The organism is Cupriavidus mimosae, from assembly GCF_023952485.1.
Taxonomy (GTDB): Bacteria; Pseudomonadota; Gammaproteobacteria; order Burkholderiales; family Burkholderiaceae; genus Cupriavidus; species Cupriavidus taiwanensis_C.
The window spans coordinates 129,662-143,846 of record NZ_JALHRY010000005.1 but is presented as its reverse complement, the minus strand read 5'-3'; the positions used below and the strand labels follow the sequence as shown (position 1 = coordinate 143,846).

The window sequence follows — 14,185 nt, the reverse complement described above, 5'->3', positions numbered from 1 at the left end:
GGGTCCGCTGGTGGCCGGACAACCCCGGAAACCGAAGTTGGGTATATTAACAGGTTTGCTCCTTCGCGCTTCCCGGGTCACCTGGCCATGCCGGCTGCCCCCGAGAGGTGCGCCCGGGCGCGCATTCCGGCCGGGGCGGCCCGCCTGGCGACGACTTTTCGGCATATGGAAGAAATCAAGATCCGTGGGGCGCGTACCCACAACCTGAAGAACATCAATCTCGACCTGCCGCGCAACCGGCTGATCGTGATTACGGGGCTGTCCGGCTCGGGCAAGTCCTCGCTGGCCTTCGACACGCTCTATGCCGAGGGCCAGCGCCGCTACGTGGAATCGCTGTCCGCCTACGCGCGCCAGTTCCTGCAGCTGATGGAAAAGCCCGATGTCGACCTGATCGAAGGGCTGTCGCCGGCGATTTCGATCGAGCAGAAGGCCACCAGCCACAACCCGCGCTCGACCGTCGGCACCGTCACCGAGATCCATGACTACCTGCGCCTGCTGTACGCGCGCGCCGGCACCCCCTACTGCCCCGACCACAACCTGCCGCTGCAGGCGCAGAGCGTGTCGCAGATGGTCGACGCGGCGCTGGCGCTGCCGGAAGACACCAAGCTGATGATCCTGGCGCCGGTGGTGGTCGACCGCAAGGGCGAGCACTCGGACCTGTTCGACAGCATGCAGGCGCAGGGCTTCGTGCGCTTTCGCATCCGCTCGGGCGGCGGCACCGCGCACGAGGCGCAGGCCAAGGTTTATGAAGTCGACCAGCTGCCCAAGCTGAAGAAGACCGAGAAGCACAGCATCGACGTGGTGGTCGACCGCGTAAAGGTGCGCGCCGACATCAAGCAGCGCCTGGCCGAATCGTTCGAGACCGCGCTGCGACTGGCCGACGGCCGCGCCCTGGCGCTGGAGATGGATAGCGGCAAGGAGCACACCTTCAGCTCGCGCTTTGCCTGCCCGATCTGCTCGTATTCGCTGCAGGAGCTGGAGCCGCGGCTGTTCTCTTTCAACAATCCGATGGGCGCGTGCCCGAGCTGCGACGGGCTGGGGCAGATCACGTTCTTCGATCCGAAGCGGGTGGTGGCCTTCCCCAACCTGTCGCTGGCGTCGGGTGCGATCAAGGGCTGGGACCGGCGCAACCAGTTCTACTTCCAGATGCTGCAAAGCCTGGCGGCGTACTACGACTTTGACACCGACACCGCCTTCGAGGAACTGCCGGAAAACGTGCAGCAGGTGGTGCTGCACGGCTCGGGCGAGCAGGAAATCCCGTTCACCTATATCAACGAGCGCGGCCGCACCACGGTGCGCGAGCATGTGTTCGAAGGGATCATTCCCAATCTGGAACGCCGCTATCGCGAGACCGATTCGGTTGCCGTGCGCGAGGAACTGGCCAAGTACCAGAACAACCAGCCCTGCCCGGCCTGCCACGGCACCCGGCTGCGCACCGAGGCGCGCCACGTCAAGCTCGGCGAAGGCGAGCAGGCACGCGCGATCTTCGAGATCAACGGCTGGCCGCTGCGCGACGCGCTGACCTACTTCCTGACGCTGGACATGCATGGCGCCAAGCGCGAGATCGCCGACAAGATCGTCAAGGAGATCACCGCGCGGCTGAACTTCCTCAACAACGTCGGGCTCGACTACCTGTCGCTGGAGCGCAGCGCCGATACGCTGTCCGGCGGCGAGGCCCAGCGCATCCGGCTGGCGTCGCAGATCGGCTCGGGCCTGACCGGCGTGATGTACGTGCTGGACGAGCCGTCGATCGGCCTGCACCAGCGCGACAACGACCGCCTGATCGGCACGCTCAAGCACCTGCGCGACATCGGCAACTCGGTGCTGGTGGTCGAGCATGACGAGGACATGATCCGCGCCTGCGACTACGTGGTCGATATCGGCCCCGGCGCCGGCGTGCACGGCGGCATGATCGTGGCCGAGGGCACGCCGCCGCAGATCGAGGCGTCGCCGGCTTCGCTGACCGGGCAATACCTGTCCGGCCAGCGCCGCATCGAAGTGCCGAAGCAGCGTGCCGCGCCGGATGAAGAGCGGCTGCTGCGCATCGTCAACGCCAGCGGCAACAACCTGCGCAACGTCACCGCCGAAGTGCCGGTTGGCCTGCTGACCTGCATCACCGGCGTGTCGGGCTCGGGCAAGTCGACGCTGATCAACGACACGCTCTACCACGCGGTGGCGCGCCACCTCTATGGCTCGACGCCGGAGCCAGCGCAGCATGATCGCATCGAGGGGCTGGAGCATTTCGACAAGGTCATCAACGTCGACCAGAGCCCGATCGGCCGCACCCCGCGTTCCAACCCGGCCACCTACACCGGCCTGTTCACGCCCATCCGCGAACTGTTCGCCGGCGTGCCGTCGGCCAAGGAACGCGGCTACGATCCGGGCCGCTTCTCGTTCAACGTCAAGGGCGGGCGCTGCGAGTCCTGCCAGGGCGATGGCGTGCTCAAGGTCGAGATGCACTTCCTGCCCGACGTGTACGTGCCCTGCGACGTCTGCCACGGCAAGCGCTACAACCGCGAAACGCTGGAGGTGCTGTACAAGGGCAAGAACATCTCCGAGGTGCTTGACCTGACCGTCGAGCAGGCACATGAGTTCTTCAGCGCGGTGCCGGTGGTGCGGCGCAAGCTGCAGACGCTGCTGGACGTGGGCCTGGGCTATATCCGGCTGGGACAGTCGGCGACCACGTTGTCGGGCGGCGAGGCGCAGCGCGTGAAACTGTCGCTGGAGCTGTCCAAGCGCGATACCGGGCGCACGCTCTATATCCTGGACGAGCCCACCACCGGCCTGCACTTCCACGACATCGAGTTGCTGCTCAAGGTCATCCACAAGCTGCGCGACCAGGGCAATACCGTCGTCATCATCGAGCACAACCTCGACGTCATCAAGACCGCTGACTGGCTGATCGACATGGGACCCGAAGGCGGCGCCGGCGGCGGCCAGGTAATCGCGCGGGGCACGCCGGAGGCGGTGGCGAAGAGCAAGGCGAGCTTTACCGGCAAGTACCTCGCGCCGCTGCTCAAGCGCGCCTGACCTGCTGATCTCCACTGGCCGGGCTCAGTCGAGTCCGGCGGCCGGCAACACCCGCGTGCGCCGCGCCGCGCCGCCCTGCGGCAAATCGATCACCACGCCGCCACCGCTGTCGGCGCCGTGCCCGCTCAGCGCGGTGATCACCACCTGGTGCGTGACCATCAGGTAAGGCCCGCCGCGCGGGTCGAGACCGTCGATCAGCCGCGACAGCTGCGCGACCTGCGCGTCGCGGCGCTGCGCATCGGCGCCGAAGAATGAATTGAGCAGCGGCTGCACCTGCACCGGTCCCAGCCCGATCAGCCGCGCCGTGTCCTGGCAACGGCACCAGGCGCTGCTCCACACCTGCGTCGGCCGGAACCCGGCCGCCTTCCAGCTCGCACCCAGCCGCTCCGCCTGCTCGCGTCCGCGCGCGTCGAGGTTGCGCTGGGTGGCGCAATCGGCCAGCCGGAAGCCGGGCGGGTCGCCGACGCCCGGCGCGCTGGCATGGCGCAATACCACCACGACATTAGGGCGCTGCAGCTCGCTTACCCCAATCTCGCGCTGTGACGCCGGAGCGACCTGTGCGGCGGCAAGCGTCGGGGCGATGGCAAGCATGGCAAGCCATCTGCAGAAGGCGGGCATGGGCGGCTCCGGTGGTGGGCCAACCCATCCGGTATAGCAGGCGCCGGCTTGCTTTCGCTACCTCGCGCCCTACCATGAAGCGGACGGCGACACCCATCGCACAGGAGCCACGCCATGGAACTGACGGTCGTACCGGTCACCAAGCCGGAAGCCACCAACTTCATCTTCGGCCAGTCGCATTTCATCAAGACCGTGGAAGACCTGCACGAGGCGATGGTTGGCACGGTGCCCGGCATCCGCTTCGGGCTGGCGTTCTGCGAGGCCTCGGGCAAGCGGCTGGTGCGCTGGTCGGGCACCGACGAGCACCTGATCGACATGGCCTGCGAGAACGCGCGCGCCATCGGCGCGGGGCACAGCTTCCTGATCTTCCTGGGCGACGGCTTCTTCCCCGTGAACGTGCTGGGCGCGGTGCGCGCGGTGCCCGAGGTATGCCGGATCTACTGCGCGAGCGCGAACCCGACGCAGGTGATCGTCGCGCAGACCGATGCCGGGCGCGGCGTGGTGGGGGTGATCGACGGCGCCTCGCCGCTGGGGATCGAGACCGAGGCGGATGTGGCGGAACGAAAGGCGTTGCTGCGGAAGTTTGGGTACAAGCTTTAAAAACACCCCGGACAGACGCGAAAGAGGAGCGCGGCTTTGGGTGCGCCAAAGCCGCCCGAGCTAGCCCAAGCAAGGTGTTCTCCCTCTCGCGCAAGCGGGAGAGGGAGCAAACACGTGGGATCGGCAGTGCCGGAGCTCAGTGCTGCGCCGCCTGTACGCTCGTGACCGGCGCCACCTCGCCTTCCTTCATGCGGCTGCGGTTGAGCACGCCGGCCTGCTCCAGCACCGGATAGGCCGTCGCGCAGAACAGCGAATTCAGCCGCTTCAGCTCGCTGATCACGTCCAGGTGCAGCGAGCTGGTCTCGATGCTTTCCGCGGTCTGCACCGCCACGCGTTGCAGATGGGTACGTGCGTACTTGCGCTCCAGTTCGCGGAAGTTGGCCTTTTCCGCCATCAGCGCCTGCGCGCTCTTCAAGTCGCCGTTGAGAAAGACCGACAAACCCAGCCGCAGATTGGCCACCAGGCGCGCGTGCATCTCGGCGATCTCCTGCATGCCGGCCTCGGAGAACATCAGGTTGTGGGCGATCTTCTTGTCCTTGGTATCGAGCAGGATGCGCTCGATGATATCGCCGGCATGCTCCAGGTTGATCGTCAGCGAGATGATCTCGGTCCAGCGCTGGCCGTCGCGCTCGTCCAGCGCTTCGAGGCTGATGCGGGTCAGGTAGAGCTTGATTGCGGTGTAGAGGTCGTCGACCTCGTTGTCGATGCGGCAGGTGGCGGTGGCCAGCTTGGCGTCGTTGGTGCGCATCACGCGCAGCATGTTGTCGAGCATCTGCTCGACGCGGTCGCCGATGCGCAGCACCTCGCGCGCGGCATTGGACAGCGCCAGCGTGGGCGTCGACAGCGCGGCGGTATCGAGATGGCGCGGCGTGACCTGGCTGTCGCCGGTATTGCGCCCGGGCAGCACCTTTTCGCACAGGCGCGCCAGCGGCGCGGTGGCGCCGAGCAGCAGCACCGCCAGCGCAACGTTGAACAGCAGGTGGAAATTGACGATCAGCCGTTGCGGCTCGTGGTCGAGCAGCGCCAGCAGTTCCTCGGCCTGGCCCAGCAGCGGCAGCGCGATCAGGCAGCCCAGCAGGCGCGACAGCAGGTTGCCCAGCGTCACGCGCTTGCCCGGCTGGTTATTGCCGGAGGTGGTCAGCAACGCCGACACGCCCGAGCCCAGGTTGGCACCCAGCACCAGCGCCAGCGCCACGTGGATCGACACCACCCCGGCCGAGGCCAGCGCGCCGCAGAACAGCACCACGGCCAGGCTGGAATAACACAGGATGGTCAGGAACGCGCCGACCAGCATGTCGAGGCCCGCATCGCCGGTCAGCGAGGCGAACAGCACCTTGACGCCGGCGGCCTGCACCACCGGCCGCGTCGCGATCGAGATCAGTTCCAGCGCCAGCGTGATCAGGCCCAGCCCGATCAGCACGCGGCCGACGTGGCCGGGCTTGCTGCCCTTCCAGGTCAGGTGGCAGATCACGCCGACGAAGATCAGCAGCGGCGACAGCCACGACAGGTCCAGCGAGAACACCTGCACCATCAGCGCGGTGCCGACGTTGGCGCCCAGCATGATCGCCAGCGCCGGCGCCACGGCGATCAGGCCCTGGCCGACGAAGGAGCTGACGATGACCGCGGTGGCGTTGCTGCTCTGGACCAGCCCGGTCACGCCCAGGCCTGCGAGGAAGGCGGTGAAGCGGTTGGAGACGCTGGTCGACAGCACATGGCGCAGGTTGGCGCCGTAGACGCGCAGGATGCCGACCTTGACGATGTTGGTGCCCCAGACGAGCAGGGCCACGCCCGATAACAGGTGAAGGAGAACGCCCATGGTGCGCCTTTGTGTGACCGGTGCCGAATACTGCCGGAGGCTCCGCCCGGTCATCGTGTCGTTGTCAAGGGCTCATTATGCGCCCGGCCCCCGGCACCGGCAACGGCATGGGCCCGCGCTGCGGGGCGCGGGTAACATGGCAACGCCGCCATCGGCTTGCGCCATGACGATGCGGCAGCGCAGCGCCGGCGGCGCTGCCAGGATCCGGCTCAGGGCAGCGCGACCTTGATGCCGAGTCCGACGAAGATGGCCCCGGCAGCGCGGTCCAGCCAGCGCCCCGTGGCCGGCCGCCGCCGCAGCCAGGCGCCCAGCCAGCCCGCGCACAGCCCGAACAGCGAGAACACCACCGCGGTCTGCAGCATGAAGACCACGCCCAGCAGCAGGAACTGCAGGCCGGGATGCGCGGCATCGGCGCGCACGAACTGCGGCAGGAACACCAGGAAGAACAGCGTGACCTTGGGGTTCAGCATGTTGCCCAGCACGCTCTGGCGGAACACGCGCGCCAGCGGCACGGCATCGACAGTGCCGCCCTGCGCCAGCCCGCCCTGCGCACGCAGCGCCTGGATGCCGATCCAGATCAGGTAGGCGGCGCCGGCGTACTTGATCAACTGGAAGGCCAGCGGCGAAGAGCGCAGCACCGCGGCCAGCCCCACCGCCGCGATCACGGTATGGAACAGGCAGCCGACCGAAAAGCCCAGCGCAGCCACCAGCCCCGCGCGGCTTCCCTGCGCCATGCCGCGCGCCAGCACCTGCAGGTTGTCCGGCCCCGGGGCCACGGTCACGGCGACGGAAGTCAGCAGGAACAGCAGCAGGTCAGGCATGGACACTCCTTGCGTGGGTCTTTACTTGCGCGCGCATCGCTCAGTGCCCCTCGAACTTGCACACGGTGAACAGCGGCAGCCCGGCACCGTGCAGCAGCTTCGACCCGCCCAGCTCGGGCAGGTCGACGATGGCGGCGCCCTCGACCACGGTCGCGCCCAGGCGCTCGAGCAGCTTGCGCCCGGCCATCATGGTGCCGCCGGTGGCGATCAGGTCGTCGACCAGCAGCACGCGGTCGCCGGCCTGGCAGGCGTCGGCGTGGATCTCGACCGTGGCGCTGCCATATTCCAGTTCGTATTCCTCGGCCACGGTCTGGAACGGCAGCTTGCCCTTCTTGCGGATCGGCACGAAGCCCAGGTTCAGCTCATACGCGACGATCGCGCCCAGGATAAAGCCGCGCGCATCGATGCCGGCGACCAGGTCCAGCTGCGCGTCCATATAGCGGTGCACGAACACGTCGATCAGCACGCGCAGGGTCTTAGGGTCCTGCAGCAGCGGCGTGATGTCGCGAAACATCACGCCGGGCTGGGGCCAGTCGGGCACGGTCCGGATGCGCTCGCGCAGGTAGCCGGTGACGTCGCCGAGGTCGGGGGACTGGATGATGGAATCTGCCATAGGGATCGGGGGATGGGCGCGCGGCGCCCCAGTCAGAAAGCGGTGGCGGCGGCCTGCGGACGCGCGGTAACCCGCCGTGGTAACCCATTACCACCCGCGCCACCGGGGCGCCCAGCACAATGGCCCTGCCGGCCGGACGGGCTGCCCGCGCCGGCTTGCCGCGTCCGGCACCCGCCGGACACCCGTAACCATACAGGAGACCACGATGGCAAAAAAGATTCTGATGCTGGTGGGCGACTACGCCGAGGACTACGAAACCATGGTGCCGTTCCAGGCGCTGCAGATGGTCGGCCACACCGTCGATGCCGTGTGTCCCGACAAGCGGGCGGGCGACGCGTGCGCCACCGCGATCCACGATTTCGAGGGCGACCAGACCTACAGCGAGAAGCGCGGCCACAACTTCACCCTCAACGCCAGCTTTGCCGAGATCGACCCGGCCGGCTACGACGCGCTGGTCATCCCCGGCGGGCGCGCCCCCGAATACCTGCGCCTGAACACACGCGTGCTGGAAATCGTGCGGCACTTCGCCCAGGCCGGCAAGCCGATTGCCGCGGTGTGCCACGGCGCCCAGCTACTGGCGGCCGCGGGCGTGCTGGAAGGCAAGACCTGCTCGGCCTACCCGGCCTGCGCGCCGGAGGTGAAGCTGGCCGGCGGCACCTATGCCGAAATCCCGGTCGACCAGGCCCACACCGATGGCAACCTCGTCACCGCCCCGGCCTGGCCGGCGCATCCGGCCTGGCTGGCGCAGTTTCTTGCGGTGCTGGGCACGCGGATCGTACATTAGTGCTTTCCGCACGCGGCGCCGCCACCCGCGATGCATGGCTTGCCGACCCGGCCGGCCATGCACGGCCTGCCGGCCGCGCCGCCCGCCCGTCAGGGAGCCCTCGATGTGTGAAATCTTTATCCGCGCCAATCCGGCGTCTTACCAGAGCCAGTCGCGCTCGCTGCGCCTGCACGGCGCGGCCACCAGCATCCGGCTGGAAAGCCTGTTCTGGGAAGTGCTGGAAGAACTGGCGCAGCGCGACGGCATGACCGTCAACCAACTGATCACGCGCCTGCACGACGAACTGACCGAACACCGCGGCAGCGAGGCCGTCGCGGGCAACTTCTCGTCCTTCCTGCGGGTGTGCTGCCTGCGCTACCTGATGCTGCAGGGCGAGGGGCGCATCCCGGCCGATCGCGACGTGCCGATCCGCTCGCTGGACCCGCGCGCGGTGCTCGATAACCTGCCAGAGTCCTGGGTCGAGCCGCGCCCGCACTAAGGCTTGCTGCGGCGCCAGATCCGGTGCTCAGCCGTTCAGGATGCGCGTCTCGGCGGCCTCCAGCGCCTCGGGCGGGCCGCGCAGCACGACGATATCGCCGGGCTCCAGCACGGTTTCGGGCTGCGGGTCGAAGGCGCGGATGCCGCGCCGGCGCACCGCGGTCACCTCGACCCCGATGCGCTCAAGCCCCAGCACGCCCAGGCGCCTGCCCACCGCGGTGGATTGCGGGCCGAGCGACACCGAATGCAGCCGCACCGAGTCGCGCTCGACCATGTCTTCTTCGTCGTCGCGGCCGTGGAAATAGCCGCGCAGCAGGCTGTAGCGCGCGTCGCGCGCCTGCTGCACGCCGCGCACCACGCGCCGCATCGGCACCCCCAGCAGCACCAGCGCGTGCGAGGCCAGCATCAGGCTGCCTTCGATGATTTCGGGCACCACCTCGGTGGCGCCCGCCTTCTGCAGCGTGTCGAGCTCGGAATCGTCGACCGTGCGCACGATCACCGGCAGCGCCGGCGCCAGCTCCTGCACATGGTGCAGCACCTTCAGCGCCGATGGCGTGTTGGCATAGGTGACGATCACCGCGGCGGCGCGGTGCAGGCCCGCGGCGATCAGCGCCTCGCGCCGGCCGGCGTCGCCGTAGACCACGGTATCGCCCGCGGCGGCGGCCTCGCGCACCCGGTCGGGGTCCAGGTCGAGCGCCACGTAGTTGATGCCCTCGCGCTCCAGCATGTGCGCCAGGTTCTGGCCGCTGCGGCCGAAGCCGCAGATGATGGCGTGCTTTTCGGTCTGCAGGCTCTGCGCGGCGATGCGGGTCATGTTGAGCGACTGCATCAGCCATTCGTTGGCGGCAAAGCGCAGCACGATGGCATCGCTGTACTGGATCAGAAACGGCGCCGCCAGCATCGACAGCAGCATCGATGCCAGGATCACCTGGATCAGCACCGGGTCGACCAGGTTCAGGCCGTCGATCTGGTTCAGCAGCACGAAGCCGAACTCGCCCGCCTGCGCCAGCCCCAGGCCGGTGCGGATGGCCACGCCCTGGCGCGAGCCGAACACGCGCGCCAGCGCCGCGATCAGCACCAGCTTGAACAGCACCGGCACCACCAGCAGCGCCAGCACCAGCCAGATATGGTCGAGCACCACGCGGATGTTGAGCAGCATGCCGATGGTGACGAAGAACAGCCCCAGCAGCACGTCGCGGAACGGCTTGATGTCTTCCTCAACCTGGTGGCGGTAGGGCGTCTCGGAGATCAGCATGCCCGCCATGAAGGCGCCCAGCGCCATCGACAGGCCCAGCCGCTCGGTCAGCGCCGCCATGCCCAGCGTGACCAGCAGCAGGTTCAGCATGAACAGCTCCTGCGAGCGGCGCGCCGCCACCACATGGAACCAGCGGCTCATCAGGCGCTGGCCCAGGAAGAAGATCGCGCCCAGCGCCACCACGATCTTGAGCGTGGCCAGTCCGAGCGCCATGACCAGGTCGCCCGGATCGCGCGACAGCGCCGGGATCACGATCAGCAGCGGCACCACCGCCAGGTCCTGGAACAGCAGGATGCTGATGATGTTGCGCCCGTGCTCGCTTTCCAGCTCCATGCGCTCGGACAGCATCTTGGACACGATCGCGGTGGACGACATGGCCAGGGCCCCGCCCAGCGCCACCGAGGCCTGCCACGACAACGGGAACAGCCAGTTGAAGGCCCAGCTGGCCGGCACCACCGCCAGCATCGACAGCACCACCTGCGAGCCGCCCAGGCCGAACACCAGCCGCTTCATCGCGCGCAGCTTGGCCAGGCTGAATTCCAGCCCGATCGAGAACATCAGGAAGACCACGCCGAATTCGGCCAGGTACTTGGTCTGCGCGGTATCGCTGGCCAGCCCCAGCGCATGTGGCCCGATCAGGATGCCGACGGCCAGGTAGCCCAGCATCGGCGGCAGCTGCAGCATGCGGAACGCGACCACGCCGAACACGGCGGCGGCCAGCAGCACCAGGGTCAGTTCCAGCGGAGAATGCATCAGATGGTCAGGGTGACCGGCGAGGCGCGCGGCCGACCCGGCACGGGCACCCTGCCGGCGGAAATACGGCGAGCACGGGCGAGCGCGACGCGCGCCGTGGGTCGGCCAAGGTGCGGTCGCATTCGTTGGTATACTTCGTCGCCATGATAGCCAATTTCGATGCGGATCGAGCACTCAGGCTCGCCCGCGACACGCTCCAGACCGAAGCCGATGCGGTTTCCGCACTTTCCGGCCGCCTGAACGGCGACTTTGCCCATGCCGTGCAGTTGATCCTGCAATGCACCGGGCGCGTGGTCGTTTCCGGGATCGGCAAGTCCGGCCATATCGGCCGCAAGGTCGCGGCCACGCTGGCCTCGACCGGCACCCCCGCGTTCTTCGTGCATCCCGCCGAAGCCAGCCACGGCGACCTCGGCATGGTCACGCGCGACGACGTGCTGATCGCCTTCTCCAATTCCGGCGAGACCGGCGAACTGCTGTCGATCATTCCGATCGTCAAGCGCATCGGCGCGCGCCTGATCTCGGTCACCGGCAATCCGGACTCCAACCTCGCCAAGCTGGCCGACGTCCACCTGGACGCGGCGGTCGAGAAGGAAGCCTGCCCGCTGAACCTGGCGCCGACCGCCAGCACCACCGCCGCGCTGGCGCTGGGCGACGCGCTCGCGGTGGCGGTGCTGGATGCGCGCGGCTTCGGCGAGGAAGACTTCGCCCGCTCGCACCCCGGGGGCGCGCTCGGACGCAAGCTGCTGACCCATGTGCGCGACGTGATGCGCACCGGCAACGCCGTGCCCGAGGTGCGCGAAAGCACGCCGCTGGCCCAGGCGCTGATGGAAATCACGCGCAAGGGCATGGCCATGACCGCGGTGGTGGATACCGACGGGCGCGCCATCGGCGTGTTCACCGACGGCGACCTGCGCCGCCTGCTGGAAACCCCGCGCGACTGGAAGACCGTGCCGATCGGCGAGGTCATGCACCGCAACCCGCACGTGGTCAACCAGGACCAGCTGGCGGTGGAAGCCGTGCAGGTGATGGAAGCCAACCGCATCAACCAGCTGCTGGTGGTGGACGACGACGGGCGCCTGACCGGCGCACTGCATATCCACGACCTGACCCGCGCCAAGGTCATCTGAGCCGGCGCCCCACCCACGGCACCCGCAGCACAACGCCAAGGACACCATGCAGGCACTCCTCGCCTCCCTCAGCGGCATCGTCATGCGGCTGCTGCCGCTGCTGCTGATGGCCATCGTGGCGGGCAGCACGTTCTGGCTGGTCCAGATCAACTCCCCCAAGGAAGACCAGGCCGCGCAGGCCACCAAGAAGCACGAGCCGGATTACTTCATGGACCGCTTCTCGGCCACCGAGCTGGCACCGGACGGCAGCACCAAGATCCGCTTCACCGGCGAGCGCATGGTCCATTTCGAGGACGACCAGACCTACGAGGTCACGCGCCCCGCGATGCGCGCCTACGAGCCGGACCGCCCGCCGGTGACCGCGCGCGCCGACATCGGCCGCATGAACGCCGAAGGCACGGTGATCGACCTGTACGGCAATGGCTACGTGCTGCGCCAGCAGGGAAAGGATCCTTCGAAGGATCCGCAGCTGACCGCGGCGTCGAGTTATTTCCAGCTGCTGGTCAATGACGACATCGTCAAGACCGACAAGCCCGTCAAGCTGACGCGCGGCCCGTCGGTCATGACCGCCAACGGACTGATCTTCAACAACGTCACCCGCGAAGTACAATTGCTCGGCAATGTACGCGGCACCATCATCACCGGGCCATCCCCGGGCCGTGCGCCAGGGTCCTGACGCCCGGTCCAGCGCAGTCGCGCCCGCGGTGCCGGCCGGCACGGCTCCGCACCGCGCGCGCCAAAGTCCGCGCAAACCGCTCCACCACGCATCCAGACGCCCTCAAGCAACCCTGCCAACATGACCGCTTCCCTGACGACATCGTCCCGTCGACGCACCGCCCCGGCCCTGCTCGCGCTGGCCCTGGCCTTCGGCCTGCTGGCCCAGCCTGCCGTTGCCGAGCGCGCGGACCGCGACAAGCCGATGGTGCTCGAGGCGGACAACGCCAGCTATGACGACGTCAAGCAGATCTATACGCTGACCGGCAACGTGGTGCTGACCAAGGGCACCATGATCCTGAAGTCCGACGCCGCCGAGCTGCGCACGGATCCCGAGGGCTACCAGTTCGCCGTGGCCACCTCGAAGCCGGGCAGGCAGGCCTATATCCGCCAGAAGCGCGAGGGTGTCGACGAATACATCGACGGCTGGGGCGACCGCATCGAGTACGACGGCAAGCAGGAATTCTCCAAGCTGATCGGCAATGCCCGCATGGCGCGGCTGCAGGGCGCCAAGCTGGTCGACGAGATCCGCGGCGCGGTGCTGACCTACGACAGCCGCAAGGAGCTCTATACCGCGGCGGGCGGCGGCAGCGGCGATGCCGCCGCCGCCAACCCGTCCGGCCGCGTGCGCGCGGTACTGTCGCCGCGCCAGGACCAGAAGTCCGGCACCGCAGGCGGCTCGCCGCTGGACCTGAAGTCGGCGCCCGCGCCCGCCAACAAACCCTGACCGTACCCATGACCGATACCGCCACCATTGCCGACCAGCCTGTCGTCGAAGCCAACTCTGTACTGCCCGGCGGCAGCACGCTGGTCGTGCGCCACCTGAAGAAGCGCTATGGCTCCCGCACGGTGGTCAAGGACGTCTCGCTCGATGTGAAGAGCGGCGAGGTGGTCGGCCTGCTCGGCCCCAACGGCGCGGGCAAAACCACGTCTTTCTACATGATCGTCGGCCTGGTGGCGCTGGACGAAGGCGACATCGTGCTCGACGGCGACCACATCAGTGGCCTGCCGATCCACGAGCGCGCGCGCATGGGGCTGTCGTACCTGCCGCAGGAAGCCTCGGTGTTCCGCAAGCTCAACGTCGAGGAGAACATCCGCGCGGTGCTGGAGTTGCAGCAGGACAAGGGCAAGCCGCTGGCCAAGGCCGAGATCGAGCGCCGCCTCGATGCCCTGCTCGACGACCTGCAGATCGCGCACCTGCGCAACAACCCGGCGCTGTCGCTGTCCGGCGGCGAGCGCCGCCGCGTGGAAATCGCGCGCGCGCTGGCGTCGTCGCCGCGCTTCATTCTGCTCGACGAACCGTTCGCCGGCGTGGACCCGATCGCCGTGGGCGAAATCCAGCGCATCGTCAGCTTCCTGAAGGCGCGCAATATCGGCGTGCTGATCACCGACCACAACGTGCGCGAGACGCTCGGCATCTGCGACCACGCCTACATCATCAGCGAAGGCACGGTGCTGGCAGCTGGCCAGCCCGAAGACATCATCGCCAATGACGCCGTGCGGCGCGTCTATCTGGGCGAGAACTTCCGCATGTGACAAGACGGCTGCCCGGCGCGGGCTGCCATGGCCGCGCGATG

At 68.1% G+C, this 14,185-nt stretch carries 14 protein-coding genes; 8 read left to right on the top strand and 6 right to left on the bottom strand.

Annotation, left to right across the window (positions count from 1 at the left end; all coding sequences use genetic code 11):
• Window positions 1-165: 165 nt before the first annotated feature.
• Window positions 166-3,030, top strand: a complete 2,865-nt coding sequence (gene uvrA, locus MKD50_RS11320; protein WP_115705770.1) for an excinuclease ABC subunit UvrA — start codon at window positions 166-168, stop codon at window positions 3,028-3,030.
• A gap of 24 nt (window positions 3,031-3,054) precedes the next feature.
• On the opposite strand, the gene MKD50_RS11315 is transcribed toward uvrA, so the two are convergent.
• A complete protein-coding gene (locus MKD50_RS11315; protein WP_252667156.1) occupies window positions 3,055-3,621 on the bottom strand; it encodes a histidine phosphatase family protein in 567 nt (188 codons plus the stop codon).
• Window positions 3,622-3,762: 141 nt separating this feature from the next.
• Between MKD50_RS11315 and MKD50_RS11310 the strand changes: the two genes are divergently transcribed.
• Window positions 3,763-4,248: an adenosine-specific kinase gene (locus MKD50_RS11310; protein ID WP_115705766.1), complete on the top strand. Its 486-nt coding sequence runs from the start codon at window positions 3,763-3,765 to the stop codon at window positions 4,246-4,248.
• Between the two features lie 136 nt (window positions 4,249-4,384).
• Here the strand turns inward: MKD50_RS11310 and MKD50_RS11305 are convergent, their stop codons facing one another.
• The 3 genes from MKD50_RS11305 to MKD50_RS11295 form a co-directional block, all read right to left on the bottom strand.
• Window positions 4,385-6,064 (bottom strand): Na/Pi cotransporter family protein, encoded by a 1,680-nt coding sequence (locus tag MKD50_RS11305; RefSeq protein ID WP_115705764.1) that lies wholly within the window; start codon window positions 6,062-6,064, stop codon window positions 4,385-4,387.
• Between the two features lie 209 nt (window positions 6,065-6,273).
• Window positions 6,274-6,885: a LysE family translocator gene (locus tag MKD50_RS11300; RefSeq protein ID WP_252667155.1), complete on the bottom strand. Its 612-nt coding sequence runs from the start codon at window positions 6,883-6,885 to the stop codon at window positions 6,274-6,276.
• A 40-nt stretch (window positions 6,886-6,925) separates the two neighbouring features.
• Window positions 6,926-7,498: an adenine phosphoribosyltransferase gene (locus MKD50_RS11295; protein WP_115705760.1), complete on the bottom strand. Its 573-nt coding sequence runs from the start codon at window positions 7,496-7,498 to the stop codon at window positions 6,926-6,928.
• A 205-nt stretch (window positions 7,499-7,703) separates the two neighbouring features.
• On the opposite strand from MKD50_RS11295, the gene MKD50_RS11290 reads away from it, so the two are divergent.
• Together MKD50_RS11290 and MKD50_RS11285 are read left to right on the top strand one after the other, a co-directional pair.
• Window positions 7,704-8,282, top strand: coding sequence for a DJ-1/PfpI family protein (locus MKD50_RS11290; RefSeq protein WP_115705758.1), 579 nt, complete (start codon window positions 7,704-7,706; stop codon window positions 8,280-8,282).
• A 103-nt stretch (window positions 8,283-8,385) separates the two neighbouring features.
• On the top strand, window positions 8,386-8,760 hold the full coding sequence (locus tag MKD50_RS11285; RefSeq protein ID WP_062802030.1) for a ribbon-helix-helix domain-containing protein: 375 nt from the start codon (window positions 8,386-8,388) through the stop codon (window positions 8,758-8,760).
• A 27-nt stretch (window positions 8,761-8,787) separates the two neighbouring features.
• Here the strand turns inward: MKD50_RS11285 and MKD50_RS11280 are convergent, their stop codons facing one another.
• Both MKD50_RS11280 and MKD50_RS11275 read right to left on the bottom strand, forming a co-directional pair.
• Entirely contained in the window at window positions 8,788-10,767 is a 1,980-nt protein-coding gene (locus MKD50_RS11280; protein ID WP_111518223.1) for a monovalent cation:proton antiporter family protein, read from the bottom strand.
• Window positions 10,767-11,024 carry a hypothetical protein gene (locus MKD50_RS11275; RefSeq protein WP_252667261.1) on the bottom strand — a complete coding sequence of 86 codons (258 nt, stop codon included), beginning with the start codon at window positions 11,022-11,024 and terminating at the stop codon, window positions 10,767-10,769. The genes MKD50_RS11280 and MKD50_RS11275 overlap by 1 nt, the downstream gene beginning before the upstream one ends.
• On the opposite strand from MKD50_RS11275, the gene MKD50_RS11270 reads away from it, so the two are divergent.
• From MKD50_RS11270 to lptB, 4 genes are all read left to right on the top strand, one after another.
• Entirely contained in the window at window positions 10,911-11,894 is a 984-nt protein-coding gene (locus MKD50_RS11270) for a KpsF/GutQ family sugar-phosphate isomerase (RefSeq protein ID WP_115706200.1), read from the top strand. The two genes, MKD50_RS11275 and MKD50_RS11270, sit on opposite strands and share 114 nt — an antisense overlap.
• A gap of 46 nt (window positions 11,895-11,940) precedes the next feature.
• Window positions 11,941-12,570 (top strand): LPS export ABC transporter periplasmic protein LptC, encoded by a 630-nt coding sequence (gene lptC / locus MKD50_RS11265; RefSeq protein ID WP_115663094.1) that lies wholly within the window; start codon window positions 11,941-11,943, stop codon window positions 12,568-12,570.
• Window positions 12,571-12,690: 120 nt separating this feature from the next.
• Complete coding sequence (lptA, locus tag MKD50_RS11260) at window positions 12,691-13,335, top strand: lipopolysaccharide transport periplasmic protein LptA (protein WP_115705756.1); 645 nt, start codon at window positions 12,691-12,693, stop codon at window positions 13,333-13,335.
• An 8-nt stretch (window positions 13,336-13,343) separates the two neighbouring features.
• Window positions 13,344-14,144, top strand: a complete 801-nt coding sequence (lptB, locus tag MKD50_RS11255) for an LPS export ABC transporter ATP-binding protein (protein ID WP_240073671.1) — start codon at window positions 13,344-13,346, stop codon at window positions 14,142-14,144.
• Window positions 14,145-14,185: the final 41 nt, after the last annotated feature.